General features: G+C 59.3%; 18 protein-coding genes and 2 tRNA genes. 10 read left to right on the top strand and 10 right to left on the bottom strand.

Features of this window, described 5'->3' with window-relative positions:
• Positions 1-9: 9 nt before the first annotated feature.
• From gatB to ACUUL3_RS12355, 8 genes are all read left to right on the top strand, one after another.
• Positions 10-1,443: an Asp-tRNA(Asn)/Glu-tRNA(Gln) amidotransferase subunit GatB gene (gene gatB, locus ACUUL3_RS12390; protein ID WP_448551802.1), complete on the top strand. Its 1,434-nt coding sequence runs from the start codon at positions 10-12 to the stop codon at positions 1,441-1,443.
• A gap of 35 nt (positions 1,444-1,478) precedes the next feature.
• Positions 1,479-2,213: a RadC family protein gene (gene radC / locus ACUUL3_RS12385; RefSeq protein WP_448551800.1), complete on the top strand. Its 735-nt coding sequence runs from the start codon at positions 1,479-1,481 to the stop codon at positions 2,211-2,213.
• Between the two features lie 2 nt (positions 2,214-2,215).
• Positions 2,216-3,394: a radical SAM family heme chaperone HemW gene (hemW, locus tag ACUUL3_RS12380; protein WP_448551798.1), complete on the top strand. Its 1,179-nt coding sequence runs from the start codon at positions 2,216-2,218 to the stop codon at positions 3,392-3,394.
• A gap of 28 nt (positions 3,395-3,422) precedes the next feature.
• The gene (locus ACUUL3_RS12375; protein ID WP_448551796.1) at positions 3,423-6,608 is read left to right on the top strand and encodes a cache domain-containing protein; all 3,186 of its coding nucleotides are present in this window, start codon (positions 3,423-3,425) and stop codon (positions 6,606-6,608) included.
• A complete protein-coding gene (radA, locus tag ACUUL3_RS12370) occupies positions 6,608-7,969 on the top strand; it encodes a DNA repair protein RadA (protein ID WP_448556484.1) in 1,362 nt (453 codons plus the stop codon). The genes ACUUL3_RS12375 and radA overlap by 1 nt, the downstream gene beginning before the upstream one ends.
• Positions 7,970-8,195: 226 nt before the next feature.
• Positions 8,196-8,281, top strand: a tRNA-Ser gene (locus ACUUL3_RS12365).
• Between the two features lie 23 nt (positions 8,282-8,304).
• Positions 8,305-8,398, top strand: a tRNA-Ser gene (locus ACUUL3_RS12360).
• 24 nt (positions 8,399-8,422) lie between these two features.
• Positions 8,423-8,893 carry a hypothetical protein gene (locus ACUUL3_RS12355; protein WP_448551794.1) on the top strand — a complete coding sequence of 157 codons (471 nt, stop codon included), beginning with the start codon at positions 8,423-8,425 and terminating at the stop codon, positions 8,891-8,893.
• 2 nt (positions 8,894-8,895) lie between these two features.
• Here ACUUL3_RS12355 and ACUUL3_RS12350 read toward each other — a convergent pair whose 3' ends face one another.
• Positions 8,896-9,078, bottom strand: a complete 183-nt coding sequence (locus ACUUL3_RS12350; RefSeq protein WP_448551792.1) for a hypothetical protein — start codon at positions 9,076-9,078, stop codon at positions 8,896-8,898.
• A 358-nt stretch (positions 9,079-9,436) separates the two neighbouring features.
• Here ACUUL3_RS12350 and ACUUL3_RS12345 point away from each other — a divergent pair, with 358 nt between their 5' ends.
• Positions 9,437-11,005, top strand: a complete 1,569-nt coding sequence (locus ACUUL3_RS12345) for a sigma 54-interacting transcriptional regulator (RefSeq protein WP_448551790.1) — start codon at positions 9,437-9,439, stop codon at positions 11,003-11,005.
• A 58-nt stretch (positions 11,006-11,063) separates the two neighbouring features.
• Here ACUUL3_RS12345 and ACUUL3_RS12340 read toward each other — a convergent pair whose 3' ends face one another.
• The 7 genes from ACUUL3_RS12340 to ACUUL3_RS12310 form a co-directional block, all read right to left on the bottom strand.
• The gene (locus ACUUL3_RS12340; RefSeq protein WP_448551789.1) at positions 11,064-11,480 is read right to left on the bottom strand and encodes a bacteriohemerythrin; all 417 of its coding nucleotides are present in this window, start codon (positions 11,478-11,480) and stop codon (positions 11,064-11,066) included.
• A gap of 171 nt (positions 11,481-11,651) precedes the next feature.
• Positions 11,652-12,089 (bottom strand): SH3 domain-containing protein, encoded by a 438-nt coding sequence (locus ACUUL3_RS12335; protein WP_448551787.1) that lies wholly within the window; start codon positions 12,087-12,089, stop codon positions 11,652-11,654.
• Positions 12,090-12,126: 37 nt separating this feature from the next.
• Positions 12,127-13,014: a 4Fe-4S binding protein gene (locus ACUUL3_RS12330; RefSeq protein ID WP_448551785.1), complete on the bottom strand. Its 888-nt coding sequence runs from the start codon at positions 13,012-13,014 to the stop codon at positions 12,127-12,129.
• 1 nt (position 13,015) lies between these two features.
• The gene (locus tag ACUUL3_RS12325; RefSeq protein WP_448551783.1) at positions 13,016-13,186 is read right to left on the bottom strand and encodes a CD1871A family CXXC motif-containing protein; all 171 of its coding nucleotides are present in this window, start codon (positions 13,184-13,186) and stop codon (positions 13,016-13,018) included.
• Positions 13,187-13,209: 23 nt separating this feature from the next.
• Positions 13,210-13,509 carry an MTH1187 family thiamine-binding protein gene (locus ACUUL3_RS12320; protein ID WP_448551781.1) on the bottom strand — a complete coding sequence of 100 codons (300 nt, stop codon included), beginning with the start codon at positions 13,507-13,509 and terminating at the stop codon, positions 13,210-13,212.
• 41 nt (positions 13,510-13,550) lie between these two features.
• On the bottom strand, positions 13,551-13,928 hold the full coding sequence (locus ACUUL3_RS12315) for a PilZ domain-containing protein (protein ID WP_448551779.1): 378 nt from the start codon (positions 13,926-13,928) through the stop codon (positions 13,551-13,553).
• An 80-nt stretch (positions 13,929-14,008) separates the two neighbouring features.
• On the bottom strand, positions 14,009-15,043 hold the full coding sequence (locus tag ACUUL3_RS12310) for a hypothetical protein (protein WP_448551777.1): 1,035 nt from the start codon (positions 15,041-15,043) through the stop codon (positions 14,009-14,011).
• 317 nt (positions 15,044-15,360) lie between these two features.
• Between ACUUL3_RS12310 and ACUUL3_RS12305 the strand changes: the two genes are divergently transcribed.
• Complete coding sequence (locus ACUUL3_RS12305) at positions 15,361-16,143, top strand: prepilin peptidase (protein ID WP_448551775.1); 783 nt, start codon at positions 15,361-15,363, stop codon at positions 16,141-16,143.
• A 62-nt stretch (positions 16,144-16,205) separates the two neighbouring features.
• Here the strand turns inward: ACUUL3_RS12305 and mnmG are convergent, their stop codons facing one another.
• Positions 16,206-18,086: a tRNA uridine-5-carboxymethylaminomethyl(34) synthesis enzyme MnmG gene (gene mnmG / locus ACUUL3_RS12300; RefSeq protein WP_448551773.1), complete on the bottom strand. Its 1,881-nt coding sequence runs from the start codon at positions 18,084-18,086 to the stop codon at positions 16,206-16,208.
• Between the two features lie 2 nt (positions 18,087-18,088).
• A complete protein-coding gene (locus ACUUL3_RS12295; RefSeq protein WP_448551771.1) occupies positions 18,089-19,606 on the bottom strand; it encodes a TrkH family potassium uptake protein in 1,518 nt (505 codons plus the stop codon).
• Positions 19,607-19,610: the final 4 nt, after the last annotated feature.

The raw sequence follows: 19,610 nt of genomic DNA, 5'->3' as shown, positions 1-19,610 counted from the left end.
AGAAGCGATATGGAGTTTGAAACCGTCATCGGCCTTGAGGTCCATGCCCAGCTCAAGACCCGGAGCAAGATTTTCTGCGGCTGCACCACGGCCTTCGGCAATCCGCCCAACACCAACACCTGCCCGGTCTGTCTCGGCATGCCCGGCGTCTTGCCGGTCCTGAACAAGACCGTGGTGGAGTATGCCATGAAGATGGCCTTGGCCACCAACTGCACCATCGGCAAGGTCAACCAGTTCGCCCGCAAGAACTATTTTTATCCGGACCTGCCCAAGGGCTATCAGATTTCCCAGTTCGACCTGCCCATTGCCGAGCACGGCTGGGTGGAAATCGAGGCGGGGGGCGCGACCAGAAGGATCGGCCTTACCCGCATCCACATGGAGGAGGATGCCGGCAAGCTGATCCATGACGAGCGGGAACCCAAGAGCTATGTGGACCTCAACCGCACCGGCGTGCCCCTGATCGAGATCGTCAGCGAGCCGGATATCCGCTCGCCGGAAGAGGCCGCCGCCTATCTCAGGAAACTGCACGCCATCCTGCGCTACCTCGACATTTGCGACGGCAACATGCAGGAGGGCAGCTTCCGCTGCGACGCCAATATCTCGCTCAGGCCCGTGGGGCGGAAGGAGTTCGGCACCCGCACAGAGCTCAAGAACATGAACTCCTTTAAAAACGTGCAGAAGGCCCTGGAGTTTGAGGTGCGCCGTCAGCGCGATCTTCTCCTGGAAGGCGAAAAGATCGTGCAGGAAACCCTGCTCTGGGACGCGGACCGGGGGGTGACCAACTCCATGCGTTCCAAGGAGGAGGCCCACGATTACCGCTACTTCCCGGAGCCGGATCTGGTGCCGGTGGTGATCGACGAGGCGTGGATTGGGGAGATCAGAAAGTCCATGCCCGAGCTGCCGGACGAGCGCAAGAAGCGTTTCGTCGAACAGCTCGGTCTGCCCGACTATGACGCCGAGGTGCTCACCTCTGCCCGGGAGCTGGCCGATTATTTCGAGGCGGCCCTTGCCGGCTATCCCAACGGCAAGAAGTTGAGCAACTGGCTGATGACCGAGCTGATGCGGCTGATGAAGGGGGAGGAGGCCCTGGACATCAGCCAGTGCCCGGTTTCCCCGCAAAACCTGGCCGCCCTGCTCGCCATGGTCGATGCGGGCACCATCAGCGGCAAGATCGCCAAGACGGTGTTTGAGGAGATGATGGCCACCGGCAAGGATCCGGAGGCGGTGGTCAAGGAGAAGAATCTGGTGCAGATGAGCGACAGCGGCGAGATCCTCGCCATCGTCCGGGAGATCGTTGCCGCCAACCCCGAGCAGGCCCAGCAGTTCAAGGAGGGCAAGACCAAGGTCATGGGTTTTTTCGTCGGCCAGCTGATGAAAAAGACCCAGGGCAAGGCAAATCCGCAGCTGGCGAACGACCTCTTCACCCAGGAGCTTGGCAAGTGAGACGGCGGTGTTTTTTTGCGCGGTGAGGATTTTTTTTGGATAAAACCGACTGGCAGAAAAAGGGGGAGGGGCACCGGCAGCGATTGCGGGACCGCTTTCTCGGTCACGGCCTTGACGGCTTTTCCGACAGCGAGGTGCTGGAGCTGCTGTTGACTCTGGGAACCCCGCGCAAGGACTGCAAGGAAGAGGCGCGCGCCCTCTTGGCCCGGTTCGGCTCCCTGGCCCAGGTCCTCGACGCGGGGCAGGCCGAGCTTGAGCTGGTCCGGGGCATCGGCCCGAAAAACGGCTTTGCCCTGCATCTGGTGCAGGCCGTGGCCCGGCGCTATCTCAAGCAGCGGCTTGCCGGCAAGGAGTACCTGCGTTCCTCCCGCGAAGTGGGTGATTATCTGATCCATGCCATGCGGGGACTCAAGCGCGAGGTGCTCATGGCGGTTTTCCTCGATTCCTCCCTGGGCATCATCGACAGCGTCATCGTGGCCGAAGGAACCCTGGCCAGCAATACCGTACACCCCCGGGAGCTGATCAAGCTCGCTTTGGCAAAACACGCGGCCTCGCTGGTCATCGCCCACAATCATCCCTCCGGCAGCCTTACTCCCTCGGAAGAGGACAAAAGGCTGACCCGGCATCTTTTCGTCGCCCTGGCCTTCGCCGGCATCCAGCTCCTTGATCATCTGGTGGTGGGCAGCGGCGAGAGGCCTTTCAGTTTTGCCGACCAGGGTCTGATGGAAGAGATCCGCCGCGAGAGCCGGCCCCTGCTTGCCGGAGCCTGAGAATGACCGCTGCCTCCCGGCCTCCCATCGTGCCGGCCAGCGGCGAGGAGCCGCCGGGCCTCTATCTGCATATCCCTTTCTGTCGGAGCAAGTGCGGCTACTGCTCCTTCAACTCCTATCCCTGCCGGCAGCCGCCGGCCGACTACCTGGCGGCCCTGGAGAAGCAGCTTGATTTCTGGGCCGGGCATCCCTGGTGCCAGGCGCGTACTTTCGCCACGCTCTTCATCGGCGGCGGCACTCCCACCATCTACGGCGGCAGCGCCCTTGCCCGCCTCGTCGGGCGTTCTCTTTCCTCGTTCAATTTTTGTGCCGCGCCGGAGATTACGGTGGAGGCCAATCCCAACGCCGTGACAGAGCGGGATCTCGGCGAGCTGCGGCAGGGGGGGGTAAACCGCCTGAGCCTCGGGGTGCAGGCTTTTGCCGATCCACTCCTTGCCGCCATCGGCAGGACCCATACGGCGGCCGAGGCGGGCGCGGCGATCGCGGCGGCCCGCAAGGCCGGTTTTGCCAATCTCAATCTCGATCTCATCTACGGACTGCCGGGCCAGAGCCTGGCCGACTGGCGGCGGACCCTGGCCGCGGCCCTTGATTTTGCTCCGGAACACCTGGCATGTTACGAACTGACCATTGAGGAGGAGACCCTCTTTGCCAGGAGGGCCGAGGCCGGCGTTCTGGCGCTGCCCGAGGAGGAAGAGGTGGTGGCCATGGCGGAAACAACCGGGGAGATGCTGGCCCGGCAGGGACTTGGCCGCTATGAGATTTCCAATTATGCCCGCTCGGGCTTTGTCTGCCGCCATAACCTCAACTACTGGCGGAACGGTTCGTACCTTGGCTTGGGAGCCGGCGCTGTTTCCTGCCTCTCCGGGCTGCGGTTGAAAAACGTCAATGAGCCGGTCCGCTATTCCGGCCTGGCCCAGAAAGGGATCTCCCCTTTTGCCGAAGCGGAATGTTTGTCGCTGGCCGCTCGTTTCCGCGAGAGTGTCATCATGGGTCTCAGGATGATTGAGGGCGTTTCCTTTTCGCGGTTGCGTGAACAGTTCGGTTTGACGCCGCTGGACTATTATGGGAAAATTTTAGCTGAATTGACCGGCCAAGATCTCATCCAGGTGGGGCGCGATTCAATGTGGCTTACGGGCAAAGGCCTTGCTCTGGCCAATCAGGTTCTGACCCGCTTGGTGTGAGGGGAAAGGGCGTTTCCGCAGAGAAGCGATGATTCCGAACAACAGCATCTCCCGAAAATTACTGGTCAGCATGTCCCTGGTGGTGGCAACGCTGGTGCTTGTCCTTGGCGGTTTTGAGATCGTCCGGGAATATCGGCGCCTCAACGCGCAGGTCGAGCAATTGTCGGCCGAGGAGCTTGCCGGGCGGAAAGAGCAGCTTCGGGCCCAGGTTGCGGAAGCCATCTCCTACATCGATTTCAAAAAATCACAGATCGAAGAGCGGGTGCGCCGTGAACTTGCCGGGCAAGTCCGGCAGGCCCATGGCCTCATTTCCCATCTCTACGGGGTAAACCGGGGGATCCATGACCGGAAGGAGCTTGAGGCCATCCTGCGGGAAGCTCTGCGCCCATTGCGCTTCAGCAAGGACCGGGGCTATTTTTTCATCTTCTCCATGGACGGCACCGTGCAACTTCACGCGGCCAGACCCGAGCTTGAACGGAAAAATCTGCTCACCCTGCAGGATGAGGAGGGAACCTTTGTCATCAGGGAGATGATCTCCCTTGCCAGGAGCAGGGAAGAGGGTTTTGTCTCCTACCGCTGGCCCAAGCCGGGCCGACCTGCCGGCCAGGAGTTTGAGAAGATTTCCTTCATTGCCTATTTCCCGCAGCTCGACTGGCTCATCGGCGCAGGCGAATACCTGGATGACATGGAGCAGGATGTGAAGGGGGAAGTGCTCGCCCGGGTGGAAAGCATTCGTTTTGGCAAGGGCGGTTATGTCTTTGCCGGACAATGGGACGGCCATTCCCTCACCTATCCGGCCAAAGGGAAGAATGCGCTGGGAATGACCGACGCCAAAGGCGTCAAGGTCGTCGAGGAGCTTATCGGCCTGGCTAAAAAAGGAGGAGGCTTCCTGCAGTATGTGATGCCGAAACTGGGCGGAGAGCGCAATCATCTGAAAATCAGCTATGTACAGGGAGTGCCTGCCTGGCAATGGTATGTCGGCGCAGGCATGTATCTTGATGATATCGAGGCGGACGTCGTGGCTGCCCGGCAGGGGCTGCAGCGGGAAATTTTTCGGGTCGTCGGTCTGGTCGTACTCCTGACCATTGCCGCCATGGGCTTTGGTCTTTTTCTGGTCAGGCGAATGGCGGGGCAGATCCAGAGCTCCTTCGGCGCCTTTGAAAGCTTTTTTGACAAGGCGACCCATGGCCGGGGAGAGCTGGATTCGGAAATGCTCGCCTTCAAGGAATTCCGGCATCTGGCTGACGCCGCAAACCATATGCTTGCCGAGCGGCGGTTCATCGAGGATGAGCTGCGGGAAAAAGAACAGCAGTACCGGTCGATCTATACCAACATCGCCGATGCCCTGATCATCCTCGCGGCCGATGGCCGGATCGTCGAGGTGAACCCGGCGGCCAGGAAGCAGTATGGCTATTCCGACGAGGAGTTCGCCGCCCTTGCGGTGCATGATTTTGCCCATCCTGATTCCAGGCGGATCTGGGCCGGTTTCCTTGCCGAGGCGCGGGAAACGGGATTTTTCTTTGGCGAGACAACCGAGCTGCGCAAGGATGGCACCTCCTTTCTCTCGGAATTGACCGGCACCAGCATCATGCGCCGGGGCCGGCAGCATCTGGTCGCCATTGTCCGGGATGTCTCGGAGAGAAAGAAATCGGATCTGCGGGTACGCAAAAGCGAGGAAAAATACCGGGCTCTCATCGAGACGACCGGCACCGGTTTTGTGATCATCGACAGCGAGGGGCGGGTGCGTGACGCCAATGATGAATATGTGCGCCTGAGCGGCCATGCGCGGCAAGCCGAGATTTTGGGGCGCCGTGTCACGGAGTGGACGGCGAAACATGATCTGCGCCGCAACCGGGAAGCGATAAAAAAATGCTACAGCCTGGGCGCCATCCGGCATCTGCAGATCGATTACGTGGATGCCGGGGGCAAGGTGACCCCGGTGGAGATCAACGCCACCGTGGTGCAGGGAGATGCCGGCCCGGAGGTCATTACCATCTGCCGGGATGTGAGCGGCAAGAAGCAGCTGGAGGAGCAGTTGCGTCAGGCCCAGAAGATGGAGGCGATCGGTACCCTGGCCGGAGGGATTGCCCATGATTTCAACAATATTCTCGCCGCCATCATCGGCTACGCGGAGATCGCCAAACGGTGTTTGCCGGCCAGCGGGTTGGAGGAGGCCAAGGCCGATATCCAGGAGGTGCTGAAAGCCGGCATGCGCGCCAAGGAGCTGGTGAAGCAGATCCTCGCCTTCAGCCGGAGAAACGAACAGGAGAGAAAACCCATTTTTCTGCAGCTCCTGGTCAAGGAGGCCCTCAAGCTGCTGCGGGCCTCCCTGCCCACCTCCATCGAGATCCGGCAGGAGATTGCCGCGGAAACAGGGGCCGTGTTGGGGGATCCCACCAATATCCATCAGATTCTCGTCAACCTCTGCACCAACGCCTTCCATGCCATGGAGGAAAAGGGAGGCATCCTGACCGTGACCCTCAAAAACGTCGAACTTGGCGATGCCGATCTCGTCGGGGAGCCGGCAATGGGTCCGGGAAGCTATGTGCTGCTGCGGGTCGGCGATACCGGCTGCGGCATCGAGCCGGAGCTGCTTCAGCGGATTTTTGATCCCTACTTCACCACCAAGGAGGTGGGCAAGGGTTCCGGGCTGGGGCTTGCCGTGGTGCATGGTATCGTCAAGAGCTATGGCGGCATGATCAAGGTGGCGAGTTCCGTGGGGCGCGGCACGGTTTTCGAGGTCTATCTGCCCCAGACCCGGGAAGGCGTCCTCTGGGAAAGCAGTCAGGAGGGGGGGCTGCCCTTCGGGCAGGAACGGATTCTTTTTGTGGACGACGAGCAGGCCATTGCCGAAATGGGGAAGGCCATGCTCTCCGGCCTGGGGTACAGGGTGACGGCAAAAACCGATCCGGTGGAGGCCCTGGAGGAGTTCCAGCGCAATCCGCAGGATTATGATCTTCTGGTTACCGACCAGACCATGCCGAATATTTCCGGTATCGATCTTATCCAGGAGGTCCGTGCTGTCCGGCCCGGCTTCCCGGTGGTTCTTTGCACCGGCTACAGCGCGACGATCAGCGAGGAGAAGGCGGTAGAGCTCGGCGTCGGCCAGTTTGTCATGAAGCCTCTTACCATGCGGGGGCTGGCGGAAACGGTGCGGGCGGCCCTGTCCGAGCATGGCGCGAAAGCGAACAATCATCTTTCCGGATCGCAATGATGGCAAAAGAAAAGATTTCCTATCTCTGTTCCGCCTGCGGCGCGGTCTTTGGCAAATGGGCCGGTCAGTGCGGCGGTTGCGGCGCCTGGGATACCTTGGGCGAGCAAGAGAACAGTATGCCGGCAAGGCCGGGCAGGTTTCGGGGCTATGCCGGCAACCTGGCGCCGGTGCATACCATGGCCGAAGTGCGCATGGAGGATGCCCCGCGTTTTTCCACCGGCCTGGGCGAGCTGGACAGGGTGCTGGGCGGCGGCCTGGTGCCGGGGTCGGTGGTGCTCATCGGCGGCGACCCCGGCGTGGGCAAGAGCACCGGGCTTCTTCAGGTCTGCTGCAACCTGAGCCTGAGCAGAAAGGTGCTCTATGTGAGCGGCGAGGAGTCGCTGCAGCAGATCGCCATGCGGGCCAGGCGGCTCGGCCTTCCGGACCAGGCGCTGCTGCTCCTGGCAGAGACCCAGGTGGAGGATATCTGCGCCACGGCCAGTCAGGAAAAGCCCCAGGTCATGGTGATCGACTCCATCCAGACCATGCAGATGGCGGAAAGCCAGTCCGCGCCGGGCAGCGTCAGCCAGGTGCGGGAATCCGCGGCCATGCTCACCCAGTTCGCCAAGAAGACCGGCACCACCATCTTTCTGGTGGGCCATGTCACCAAGAGCGGCGACCTGGCAGGGCCCAGGGTGCTTGAGCATATCATTGACGTGGTGTGTTACATCGAAGGGGGGGGCGACTCCCGGTACCGGGTGATGCGGGCCGTGAAAAACCGCTACGGAGCGGTCAATGAGCTGGGAGTCTTCGCCATGACCGACAAGGGGCTTAGGGAGGTGAAGAACCCTTCCGCCATCTTTCTTTCCCGCAACGACGAAGCCATGCCGGGCAGCGTGGTCATGGTGATCTGGGAGGGCAGCCGGCCGCTGCTCGTCGAGATGCAGGCCCTGGTGGATGACAGCCACAGCGAAAACCCGCGCCGGGTCACGGTGGGTCTCGAACAGAACCGCTTGGCGATGCTGCTGGCCGTTTTGCACCGGCACGGCAGCATCGCCACCTATGATCAGGATGTGTTCGTCAATGTTGTCGGTGGGGTGCGGGTTTCCGAAACCAGCGCCGACCTGGCCCTGCTTCTGGCAGTGCTCTCCAGCCTCAGGAATAAGCCGCTGTCCGCCGAGCTGGTTGTTTTCGGCGAGGTGGGCCTTGCCGGCGAAATCCGGCCGGTGCCCAGCGGGCAGGAGCGCTTGCGTGAGGCGGTGAAGCATGGTTTTAAAAGGGCGATCATCCCTCTGGCCAACGTGCCAAAGGGAGGGCTGAAGGGGATCGAGATCATCGGGGTGGCCAAGCTCGCCGATGCGCTGGACGCCGCGTTGTTATAGCGTCTGTCTTGCGGATCTCTCCGGCTGCTTCCCTGTCAGCCCCTCGAAAAACGGGCCGACAGGCTGCTGATTGTCGGTGGCCTCGCCAGAAAGAACAGGATGCCAACGGTTTTTGCGGGGTGCCGATTCCAATGCCCTGAAGGGTCTGCGATTTTTTGGCCTTGCGGTCAAGCCATCAGGCATTGACAGGGCATTTTTGAAATGGTACATAACTGACGGACCTTACGGAGGAATGGCCGAGCGGTTTAAGGCGGCGGTCTTGAAAACCGTTGTACGAAAGTACCGTGGGTTCGAATCCTACTTCCTCCGCCAAAAAAAAATGAAAACCCACTTTCGGAGAGATGACCGAGTAGGCCGAAGGTGCTCGCCTGCTAAGCGAGTGTAGGACCACAAGTTCTACCGAGGGTTCGAATCCCTCTCTCTCCGCCATTTTGTATAAGAAAAAAAGCCGTTATGCATGATTTGCGTAACGGCTTTTTTTCTGTGCTTTCCACGGCGCCTCGTCCCCCCTTTCCGGAATCATTTTCCTTTTTGTCTGCCTTTGCACCGGTTATCCAGACCAGGAGCGACTGGTTTTCGGGTGAGCGGTTTGGTGATTTTTCCGCTGTCGTTAGGCATGACCGGTCTGGGACGGGAAAATGCTTGAGAAATGACGTGCTGGCGGTGTTTGCCGGGAGAAAACGGAGAAAATTCAAGGCAAGGCCCCCCTCAGGCCTTGCCTTGAATTTGTGGAGGTTGGAAGAAAGATTGAGCGCCGAGTTGGAGAGAAAGTTTATTGTGGAGGAAAAACCTGGGGAGGAAAACCGACCCACCCTCCAACACCACGCCTTTGTCCCTCTTCCTTTTTCAGCCCGTTTGGAGAAAAAAACCGGGATGAAACTGTATGTTTTTTTTAACGCAACTTCCCGCCCAATGGTTCCCTGAAATTACCTGGGCCCCATGGGAACCTCTGCCGGATCCTGCACCATGGTTCCCCCCGGGGATGCCTCTTCCTGAAGGACCTGGGGGACATTGCCCACTGTCATCGCATGGCGGGTTTCCGGTGTGTGCAAGGAGATGAGGAAAAAAATAAAGGCGATAAAGAGGCAAAACCGTATGGCGGAACTCATAAATCACCTCCTGCAAAAAAAATCGTGGCTCAGGGGCCGCTTCATCCCTTTCCTGTGAGCGGCTGTTGTCTTCCTGTAAAGCAACTATGGTGCCAAGGAAGAGAATAATATTTATTTTGTTAATATTCCCTTTTGTTTTAGGGTGTTACCAAGATGTGGCCGGCTCGGTGTCGCTGGGATTGATGGAGAAGATATGTTAATAAAGTTTACACCACGCACGGTGATTTTGCGGAGCCCGGGCCGGTACTTCTACGGGGAGGCTGGGGATCATCTTCTTTTGACAGGGGAAAGTAGTTGCGATATGATGGCAATGGATGTGTCAATAAAGTTTACTCCACTGTGAACGAGGTTTGCTTTTATGCCCACCGAGACCTTGCGCCTGGGCGAATCCCTTGATCCGCGCCGAAGATTGGCCCTGCTCCGGCAGCGTCTGACCCAGGTCACGCAGGCCTGGACCGTGGAAGACTACCGGGCCTTTGTGCAGCTTTTCGTGAAAACCCTGCCCAAATTGCTTGGCGCGGAGCGGTGCACCATTTTCATCATCGAGATGGGAACCGAGCGGATTTGTTCCATTTTCGGCACCGGCATCGAGGAGAGGGAGATCGAGCCTCCCAAAAAAGGGAGCGTGGTCGGTCGGGTCATCTCTTCCGGGGCGAGCGTCATCGAGAACAATCTCAGCGGGCAGAAGGGCTTTCATGCCCAGGTCGGCGAAGAAACCGGCTTTGTCACCAGGAACATGGTCTGCGCCCCCATCAAGAGTTTAACCGGCCATGGGGTCACCGGCGCCATCCAAGTTTTGAACAAGGAGGGTGCCGGCCAAGGCTTCGGCCCCGAAGATCTGATGCTGCTTGAAGAGGTGGCCGACTACCTCTCCATTTCCATCGAAAGTATCATCCTCAATCAGGAAATCCTGCGCATCTCAAAACAGGTGAATCGGGAGGTGGAGGAGCTTGATTTTCGCCTGTTGAAAGAGAATCTGCTGGTGGCCGAGAGCCAGGCCATGCAGGACATTCTGGCCCTTGTCAGGGAGATAAGCGCCTCGCCGGTCAATGTCCTCCTGCAGGGGGAAAACGGCACGGGCAAGGAGTTGATCGCCCGTCTGATCCATGAAATGAGCAGCAGAAAAAATCGACCCTTTATCGCGGTCAACTGCGCCTCCATCCCGCAGGGGCTGGTGGAAAGCGAATTTTTCGGCTATGAAAAGGGTGCCTTCACCGGGGCGGATCAGGCCAGGGAGGGGCGTTTTGAAGAGGCGAACGGCGGCACCCTTTTTCTTGACGAGATTGCCGATATGCCGCTGCTGATCCAGCCTAAATTTTTGCGGGCCCTGCAGGAGGGGGAAGGAGCCCGCCTGGGCAGCAGCAAGCTCCACACCTATGATTTCCGGGTGATCAGCGCCACCAACAAGGATCTGCTCACGGAAAAGGAAAAGGGCAACTTCCGGGAGGATCTCTATTTCCGTTTATTTGCCGTGGAGATCAATATCCCGCCCCTGCGCGAGCGCCGTGAGGATATCGTCCCCCTGGCGGTTTCTTTTCTCGGCCAGATCAACAAACATTTTCGCAAGAAGGTGGCGGGGTTTTCCAATGAGGTGCTGCAAGCCTTTGAGGAGTATGGCTGGCCCGGCAATGTCCGACAGTTGCGGCGGGAGGTGGAGCGGTTGGTGGCGCTCACCGCCGATGGGGCGGTTATTCCCCTGGAGAAGTGCTCCAAGGAGCTTCTTGCCGCCGGCGGCCGGCCGGGCCGGGAAACAAGCAGGGAGCGACATGGCTATTCCTTGCCCGATGCCGTCCGGAATCTTGAAGTTTCCCTCATTGAGCAGGCTTTGCGGAAAACCGGCGGCAACAGGACAAGGGCAGCCGAACTGCTCCGCTTAACCCGGCAGGGCCTGCTCAAAAAATTGAAACGGTACCGGCTTCCCCTCTGAGCGGGGGGCGGAGTTCTGAGCCGGGCATGAATTTCCCGGCCGTAAAGAACATGAGGATTCAGTGCAGATCCGACACCCCTTTCTGCTTGAAAAATTCCACATAACGATGGTCGGTGGTCTGCAGATGGTCGATGAACCACCCTTTCAGGAACAGCATCAGGTCAACGCTGATGGCTTTGCCGTCCTTGGATTCCCTTTGGAATTTATTGAGCCGTTTGAGCATGGCCTCGTGCTCGGCCTTGTGTTTCTCTTCCTCGGGGTAGCAATATTTTTTGAACAGGCGTTCCTCGGTGGTGAAGTGCGTTTTGGTGTAGGTAAATAGCCGGTCGAGGGTGGCCTGGGCCACCTCCCTGCCCTTGGCCTTGAGCATGGCATTGTAAAGATCGTCCAGAATCTCGGTCAGCACTTTGTGCTGGTCGTCGATTTCCTTGATCCCCACGGAGAATTTTTGATCCCATTCGATGATTCTTACCATGCCTCTCTCCTTGTCCGCCGCAAGTCTTGTCGTGCCGTTGATTGCAACAATATACGATTTTAAAACAACAGGGAGCATCGTGTCCACAAATTCGATGCGAAACGGCCGCGGATTCATGGGCCTCGTCACGGTTTCAAGCGACGATTTTCCGCCGGAACACGGTGGCAGGGGTCACCACCCCCAGAGCAGGTCACGGAGTACCCAGCCGGTGAGGCCGTTTTCGTGCCTGACCCGCACCCAGCCCTTCCCCCGTTTGACGGTCTTGAGCACCACCCCGTAGTTGGCCTTGCCGACGAGGCGGTATTTTTCGCCCGGGCCGCTGCGGATATTGACGCGTTCCTTTTTGACGATGAGGTGAGCCTCTCGGGAAACCAGTTTTTTGTAAACCCAGCCCACATCGTTTTCAAAATCGGCAACCTTGAGCCAGTTTCCCTTGCGGGCGATGACCTTTAGGGGGTAGCCCCTGCCGATCTCCCAGAGGATGGCATAGTTTTCCCCGGGCCCGGAACGCATGTTGACCTTGGGGGGGGCGATGCTCACCATCTCGGCGTGCGCGTTTGCGGTGAAACAAATGACAAAAACGATCCCTAAACAGAGTCGCCGGATCATGGAAAGCCTCCCGGTGCTTGTTTTTGGAGCCTTGCGGCTAGCGGGTTGAAGACAGTTTCTTTTCCGATACTGCCAGGGGAATCCCGCCGATTTCCAGCGAGATGGCGTCAAACTTGCAGGCTTTGTTCATGCATGCCAGGCAGGTGATGCACTCCGTGTCGTCCGGGGATTCATTGAATTTAACACCCATCGGACAGACATGGTGACACGCTTTGCAGTTGGTGCACTTGGTTTCGTCAAGGTGAAGGCGAATCAGCCTGACCCTGCTGAACAGTGCGTAAAAGGCGCCCAATGGACACATGGTGCGACAGAATGGGCGGCTTGAGAAGATCGCCCACACCAAACATGCAATCAGTATAACAAATTTATTCAGAAATAAAAGCCCCAATGAGTTGCGGAGGTTGGGCTGCAGCAGGATCATCGGCAGGCCCGCCTCAAGGGTTCCGGCCGGACAGACGAATTTGCAGAACCAGGGGTTGCCGGCGCCGAATTCATCCACCAGCACCAGGGGCAGGACAAAGACAAACATGACGAGAAACATGAACTTGCCATGGGAGAGAATGCGAGGGATGCGGAATTTCCGCGTGGGGATCTTGTGCAGCACCTCCTGGATAAAGCCAAAGGGGCAGGCCCAGCCGCAGATCATTCTGCCGAACATGCCGCCCAGCACTCCGATGATGCCGATGACGGAAAAGCCGAAATAGTGTTGGCCGTTTTCCAGGGCGAAGCGGAGATTGCCCATCAACTGCTGGATGGAACCCATTGGGCAGTAGGTGGTGGCGGCCGGGCAGGAATAGCAGTTGAGGCCAGGGGCGCAGATAACCTTGAGCGGCCCCTGGTAGATGGTTCGGGTGAAGGGAAAGGTCCAGGAGCTGTTCAGGAGGAAAGCGACAACGACCTGAAACCATTTTCTGACCGCTTCCATCTCAGCCGATCCCGATACAGCTGAGGCAGACCTGGATGGCCTGTTCCATGACCCGGCCCGGTTCGCCGGTGGCGACACCGATCAGCCAGAGCAGGAGAAAGAAGGTCAGGACGGCAAACGGGGCTTTCCGTATCCGGCGGGCGTTGTGGGAGTCTTTCGGAGTTGTGCGCATGGTTTGACCGGTAAGAAAAAGTTTTAGCCGAGCCGGGCCTGTACCGCCGCTTTCTTCTCGCCCAGGTGCACGGGCCTGTCGCGGCGTTCATCAAGTGAAATCTGGGTCACCACCCGTTGTACGCCCCGGCTGAAGGGCAGGGCGTGCAGCTTTGCCGCCAGGGCAAGAAGCTCCTGCGCCTCTCCTTCGACGATGGTCCCCATGTCGGTGAGTTCAAAGGCAAGTCCTTGATCCAGCAGGGCTTTCTGGACGTCCGCCACATATTGCCCGACGCTGGGAGTTTGTGTGCCCAGGGGGATGATGGTGAGCTGCATTATGGCCATGGTCGTTCCCGTTGCCTTGGTGGTGTTTTTTCGGCCCCTGCTCAGCTGTCGCGTCGGGCGCTTTCCAGTTGTTCGCCGAGTTCCTCGTCCAGGCGATCCGGATCCCCGGAGTTGTAATAGAGGATATTTTTCAGGTGAAAAAAGCTGTCCAGATCCATCTCCTCAAAATGGAGCGCCAGACCGTTTTTTTCAACCCGGACAACCGTGCCTTTCATGGTCAGGGTAAGATGGCTGGTGGAGCCGGCCAGTCGGAGGGAGACAAGGCAGCGGTCGCCGACCTTCTGGCTGGTGACGCCGACAACAAAAACGCCCTTGAGGCTCAAGTCGACGGTTTCGCATTCGGCATGGCTCCGGTCCGGGAAATCCAGGCTGATCGTCGCCTGAAACGGCACTCTGCTGTTTTTGCGTTTGTTTTCCATGCGAAAGCCCTCTTTGGGTTAATTTCCGGCAGCCTGCCGCCTGCTGAGTGTTCAGGTGCCGGGCGTTTTTCCGGGTGCTTCTAGTCCGGCACCGAGAGAAATCCCTCCCGTTCGAGCATCTGATAGGCATTGAGCAGCGGCAGTTCCGTTTCCCCGGCGATTTTCGCGATGCCGGCAATATCGCCGTTCTTGGCCTTGGCAAAGGAAACCAGCTCCCTGGCGTTCTCCTCGGCATGCCGGCAGAGGATCACCCCGTGCCACTGTGCGTGGCTTAAGACGAGAAGCGCGGCCGCCTCTTCGTCCGGAATGGCGGGCAGGCCCATGCCTCTGGGGATCACCAGGGGGAGGACCAGTTTTTTGAGCCGGCTCTCCTTGAGCGTTGCCAGGGAGCCTTGCAGCTGGCCGGAGAGGCTGCGGAAGATCCCGCCCAGATCCTTGAGCGGGATCTGGCTGTTCTTGATGTAGTTTTTTCTTTTTTTCGGTTTCAACGGCTTGAGCAGGGCAATATCCTCGGCCAGGACGCCGATGCTCAGGTCGCCGATGCTCACCTTGTGGACCCGGGCGCCGGTCTGGGGCAGAAAGGTTTTCGACTCCGGCGCCGCCTTGGTCGGGGCGGGGGTTTTCCGGGCAGGGGCGGAAGGCGGCGGGGAGACGGCTTCGCGTTCGTGGCGAAGAGGATCGTTGGCACTCTTCGTTACTCCGGCTTGCGCTGATTCATCAGGGGGCCGGAGCGACGCGGATGCGTCCCCCCCGTTTTTTTCTTCCCGGACCTTTTCCTTGAGCTTGTTGAATTTGGCGTAAACCCTTTTGAAGAGATCCTCGTCCCTTTCCGGGTCAAACTTGCTTTCTTCGTACATATTGACCACATGGGCCATGGTTTCCTTGAGAAAATCGATGAATTCCGGGGGCAATGGGGCTTCGCGCTTCTTGGCAAACTGCAGAACGCTGTCCGCCATGGTCAGAATCGCGTGGGCGTTTTTTCTGGTTTTGAATCGATTCTTGAGACAGGTGAAGGCGGCCTCAAGCGGCTCGATCTTCTTTTGGGAAAGGCTCCAATCCTGGGAAAGAATCTCGATCTTCAATTTCTGGATGGACTCTTCAATGGAAAATATCACCGGCAGTACTCCGCAACCTTTGTCTTGTCTCGGAAACGGCACGCACATGGGCAAGCGGGAAAGGCATTGCCGGGTGCACAGGGCAGGGTCAGTGCGCCGTTTTTTCGTTTTCCCTGACGGAAATCGTAGGGGCTCTTTTCATGGCAAACAGGGCCAATGCCCTATTGTGACTAGAAATTTTGTATAGTACTATAGCAACAATTTCTGCTGTTTGGCAACAGGCAGTTGCGGCGGGAGAATGCCTTTGCCGCTGTTGCCCGCGATGGGGGAGCAGGCGCGGCGGGCACAATGGCACCTGGGGCGGAGGAAGCAGGGCAATGAGCGAGAGCATGGTCTATCTTTTTGTCGCCGTCTTTGGCGCCCTGGTCGGCAGTTTCCTGAATGTCGTCATCCTGCGCCTGCCCCGGGAAGGCGCCTCCATCGTTTTCCCCGCTTCCCATTGCCCGTTCTGCAAAGAACGGATCCGCTGGCACGATAATATCCCGCTCCTGAGTTTTCTGCTCCTGCGGGGGAGATGCCGCCATTGCCGGCACGCCATCTCCTGGCAGTATCCCGCGGTGGAGCTTGCCATGGCCCTCCTTTCCCTGGCGTTGTTCCGCCATTTCGGCCCGACCGTTCTCTATCCCATCTACTTTGTCTTTGCCGCGGCCCTGCTGGTCATCATCTTCATTGATTTTCAGCACCAGCTCATCCCGGATGTGATCAGCCTGCCTGGCATCGCCCTCGGCTTTGCCCTCTCCTTTGTCAATCCCTTCGTCTCCTGGCAGGATGCCGGGTTGGGGATTCTGTTCGGGGCCGGTAGTTTTTTTCTCCTCGCCCTCCTCTATTATCTGCTCACCAGGCGCGAGGGCATGGGCGGCGGCGATATCAAGCTGCTCGGCATGATCGGCGCTTTCCTGGGCTGGCAGTCTCTTCCCTTTGTGGTCTTCAGCAGCTCGCTCATGGGTACGCTGGTTGGCGTCTGGGCCATGGCCAAGCAAAAAAAAGGCGGCAAAACCGTGATCCCCTATGGCCCGTTTCTGGCCATGGGCGCCCTTCTCTACCTTTTTTTCCGACGGGAGATCGTCCTGCTTTTTCTCCGGTATCTCGCCACTTCTTGAGCGGGGCCCGCCGGCCGGCATTCCGCTTTCCCTGAAAAAGGGGGAAGCAGCGGCGGATGCGGTCAGATGAGCTTTTCCTTCTTGAGATGCACCTGGAGGATGGAGATGGCGGCCGGGGTGATGCCGGAGATGCGGGCGGCCTGGCCCAGGGTGCGCGGTTGGATTTTTGAAAGCTTTTCCACTGCCTCCCGCGACAGCCCGGCGAGTTCACGGTAGGGCAGTTCCTCCGGCAGAAGGACCGACTCCATGCGTTTGAACCGCTCAACCTGCTCGCTTTGCCGCTCGATGTAGCCGTGATATTTCACCGTGAGTTCCACTTCCTGGATCACCTCTTCCCCGCTCGCCGGCAGGATAAGATCGCAGAGTTGCGCCACCGCGAGCAGGGAGATCTCCGGCCTGCGTAAGAGGTCAGCCGCGCTGACCGCGGTTTTGAGCGGGGCGGTGCCCAGGGCCAGGAGCTTTTCGTTCAGCTCCGGCTTGGGGCGGACCACCGTGCCGTTGAACAGGCTGAGGGTCTCTTCGATGGCCCGTTTTTTGGCCTGGAAAGCCTGGTAGCCGGTGTCAGTCAACAGGCCGAGGGAGCGGCCGATCTCGCTGAGGCGCATGTCCGCGTTGTCTTCCCGCAGGAGCAGGCGGTATTCCGCCCGCGAGGTGAAGAGGCGGTACGGTTCCTTGGTGCCGCGGGTGACCAGATCGTCGATGAGCACCCCGGTGTAGGCCTGGGAGCGGTCCAGGATCAGCGGCTCTTCCCGGCGAACGTATCTGACCGCGTTGATGCCGGCGATCAGGCCCTGGGCCGCCGCCTCCTCGTAACCGGAGGTGCCGTTGATCTGGCCGGCGAGAAAGAGGCCCCGGATCCGTTTGGTTTCCAGGGACGGCTGCAGTTCCAGGGGGTCCACATAGTCGTATTCAATGGCGTAGCCGGGCCGGATGATGTGCACCTGCTCAAGGCCCTTGATGCTCCTGAGCATGGCCAGTTGCACGTCCATGGGCAGGCTGGTGGGCAGGCCGTTGGGGTAGATCTCCACCGTATCCAGCCCTTCGGGTTCAAGAAAGATCTGGTGCCTCTCCTTTTCCGGAAAGCGCATGACCTTGTCTTCGATGGAAGGGCAGTAGCGGGCGCCCACTCCTGCGATGATGCCGGTGTACATGGGAGAACGGCTGGTGCCGGCCCGGATGATGTCGTGGGTGCTGGGGTTTGTGTAGGTGATGTGGCAGGGCCGTTGCGGCAGCAGGGGTTTCTTGCCCTTGTTGGCATAGGAAAAGAGGTTGGCCGGCTCGTCGCTGTACTGGGGTTCAAGTTCGCCGTAATCGATGGTGGTTCCGTCCAGCCTCGGGGTGGTGCCGGTTTTCATCCGGCCCATGGCAAAACCCAGTTCTTTCAGGTGCAGGGGCAGTTGCAGGGAAGGGGCGTCGCCCATGCGGCCGGCCGGGAAGTTCTTGAGGCCGATGTGGATGAGGCCGTTTAAAAAGGTGCCGGTGGCGATGAGCACGGCCCGGGCGGTGATCTCCTCCTCCAGGGAGGTGACCACCCCGGTCACGGTATCGCCTTTGACGAGCAGCCGGTCGGCGAGGCCCTGGCGAATATGCAGGTTTGCCTGCCGTTCCAGCACCGATTTCATTCGCAGCCGGTAGAGAAGCCGGTCCGCCTGAGCCCGGGAAGACCAGACCGCCGGGCCCTTCCGGGTGTTCAGTCTGCGGAACTGGATGCCGGTTGCGTCGATGTTTTTTGCCATCTCGCCGCCCAATGCGTCGATCTCCTTGACCAGATGGCCCTTGGCCAGGCCGCCGATGGCCGGATTGCAGCTCATGGCGCCGATGGTGTCGGCATTGGCGATGAGGACCGCGGTGCGGCAGCCCATGCGCGCGCAGGCCAAAGCCGCTTCGCAGCCGGCGTGTCCCGCGCCGATGACAATGATATCGTAGTGAAAAGAGATTGGCATGGTTATGTTCTGTAGGGCGAAGAATTGTCCGGGGAGGAGGTTTTTGCCATCTGCCAGCGCCAGATCGGTCGCCTGGCCATCTGCCAGAAATCCGGGGTAAGGAGCACCGCCACCGTATAGAGTTCAAGGCGGCCGGCCAGCATGCAGAAGCTCAGAACCACTTTGGCCAACGGAGGCAGGTGCCCGAAATTTTGAGCAGGACCGACCAGGTTGAGCCCCGGACCGACATTGGCCATGGCGGTGATGACGGCGGTGGTGCTGGAAACGATGTCGATGCCGGTAGCGGCCACCAAGAGACTTCCCAAGAGGAAAACGCCTATATAGAGCGCCAGAAAGCCGAGGATGCCGACCATGACCTCCTGGGGCACCTTGGCCTTGCCGTATTTCAGCGTGGCGATCGTGCGGGGATGCACCAGGTTCTTGAGTTGCAGGCGGGCATACTTGAAGAAGAGCAGAATGCGGACAATCTTCATGCCGCCGCTGGTGGAGCCTGCGCTGCCTCCAATGAACATCAGGGCCACCAGAAGGATCTTGCAAGCGGCTGGCCATTGGTCAAAATCCGCGGTGCCAAAGCCGGTGCAGGTTATGATGGATGTGACCTGAAAAAGGGCGGTCCTGATGGTTTCTCCGGTGGTTGTATAGAGTCGATGGTAGAGGTTGATCATGACGATGAGCGATACGGATAAGGCGACAAGCAGAAGGTAAAGGCGGAACTCCTCATTGCGCCAATAAGCGGTAAATTTTCCTCTCAAGGCTTGATGGTGGAGAGAAAAATTGGTGCCGGCCAGAAACATGAAGACGATGATCACCGCCTCGATATAGGCGGAGTCAAAGTAGCCCACGCTGGCTGTGTGTGGAGAAAAACCGCCGGAGGAAAGGGTGGCGAAGGAATGGCAGATGGCGTCGTAGAAGTTCAGGCCGCCCCAGATGAGCAGTACCGTCTCCACAGCGGTGAAAAGAAAATAAACCCCCCAGAGGATACGGGCCGTATCCTGGATGCGGGGGGTGAGGCGATCCTTGGTGGGACCGGCCACCTCGGCCTGGAAGAGCTGCATGCCGCCCACGCCGAGCAAGGGAAGGATGGCCAGAGAGAGGACGATGATGCCCATGCCGCCCAGCCAGTGGGTCATGGCCCGCCAGAAGAGGATGCTTTCCGGCAGCACCTCCACCTGGGTGAGCACCGTGGAGCCGGTGGTGGTGAAGCCGGACATGGACTCGAAAAAGCAATCGACGAACAGGGGCATTTTGCCGGAGAGATAAAAGGGCAGGGCGCCGAGAAAGGCCAAGCCCAGCCAGCTCAAGACCACCACCGCGAAGCCGTCCCGGTAGCCGAGATCCTTTTCCGGACCGAAGAGGGCGAGCAGGATAATGCCGAGCACTGTTCCGAAGCCGGCGGAGAGGAGAAAGGTCGCGGTCATGCCGTCCTGGAAATAGAGGCTGAAGGGAATTGGGGTCAGCAGGCAGAAGGAAATCAGGATCAGCAGCTTGCCGAAGATGTTGAGAACGCCGCCGGTGCGCATGGTT

This window comes from Thiovibrio sp. JS02, from assembly GCF_053485635.1.
This window is presented reverse-complemented; position numbering and strand designations above follow the sequence as displayed.

What these genes read in the sequence shown, in the direction of transcription:
- ACUUL3_RS12375 (WP_448551796.1), top strand. Translation starts at nt 3,423, where the DNA reads ATGATTCCGAACAACAGCATCTCCCGAAAATTACTGGTCAGCATGTCC.
- ACUUL3_RS12295 (WP_448551771.1), bottom strand. Translation starts at nt 19,606, where the DNA reads ATGCGCACCGGCGGCGTTCTCAACATCTTCGGCAAGCTGCTGATCCTG.
- radA (WP_448556484.1), top strand. Translation starts at nt 6,608, where the DNA reads ATGGCAAAAGAAAAGATTTCCTATCTCTGTTCCGCCTGCGGCGCGGTC.
- ACUUL3_RS12350 (WP_448551792.1), bottom strand. Translation starts at nt 9,078, where the DNA reads ATGAGTTCCGCCATACGGTTTTGCCTCTTTATCGCCTTTATTTTTTTC.
- ACUUL3_RS12330 (WP_448551785.1), bottom strand. Translation starts at nt 13,014, where the DNA reads ATGGAAGCGGTCAGAAAATGGTTTCAGGTCGTTGTCGCTTTCCTCCTG.
- mnmG (WP_448551773.1), bottom strand. Translation starts at nt 18,086, where the DNA reads ATGCCAATCTCTTTTCACTACGATATCATTGTCATCGGCGCGGGACAC.
- ACUUL3_RS12325 (WP_448551783.1), bottom strand. Translation starts at nt 13,186, where the DNA reads ATGCGCACAACTCCGAAAGACTCCCACAACGCCCGCCGGATACGGAAA.
- ACUUL3_RS12345 (WP_448551790.1), top strand. Translation starts at nt 9,437, where the DNA reads ATGCCCACCGAGACCTTGCGCCTGGGCGAATCCCTTGATCCGCGCCGA.
- ACUUL3_RS12320 (WP_448551781.1), bottom strand. Translation starts at nt 13,509, where the DNA reads ATGGCCATAATGCAGCTCACCATCATCCCCCTGGGCACACAAACTCCC.
- ACUUL3_RS12335 (WP_448551787.1), bottom strand. Translation starts at nt 12,089, where the DNA reads ATGATCCGGCGACTCTGTTTAGGGATCGTTTTTGTCATTTGTTTCACC.
- ACUUL3_RS12340 (WP_448551789.1), bottom strand. Translation starts at nt 11,480, where the DNA reads ATGGTAAGAATCATCGAATGGGATCAAAAATTCTCCGTGGGGATCAAG.
- ACUUL3_RS12305 (WP_448551775.1), top strand. Translation starts at nt 15,361, where the DNA reads ATGAGCGAGAGCATGGTCTATCTTTTTGTCGCCGTCTTTGGCGCCCTG.
- ACUUL3_RS12355 (WP_448551794.1), top strand. Translation starts at nt 8,423, where the DNA reads ATGCATGATTTGCGTAACGGCTTTTTTTCTGTGCTTTCCACGGCGCCT.
- ACUUL3_RS12315 (WP_448551779.1), bottom strand. Translation starts at nt 13,928, where the DNA reads ATGGAAAACAAACGCAAAAACAGCAGAGTGCCGTTTCAGGCGACGATC.
- gatB (WP_448551802.1), top strand. Translation starts at nt 10, where the DNA reads ATGGAGTTTGAAACCGTCATCGGCCTTGAGGTCCATGCCCAGCTCAAG.
- hemW (WP_448551798.1), top strand. Translation starts at nt 2,216, where the DNA reads ATGACCGCTGCCTCCCGGCCTCCCATCGTGCCGGCCAGCGGCGAGGAG.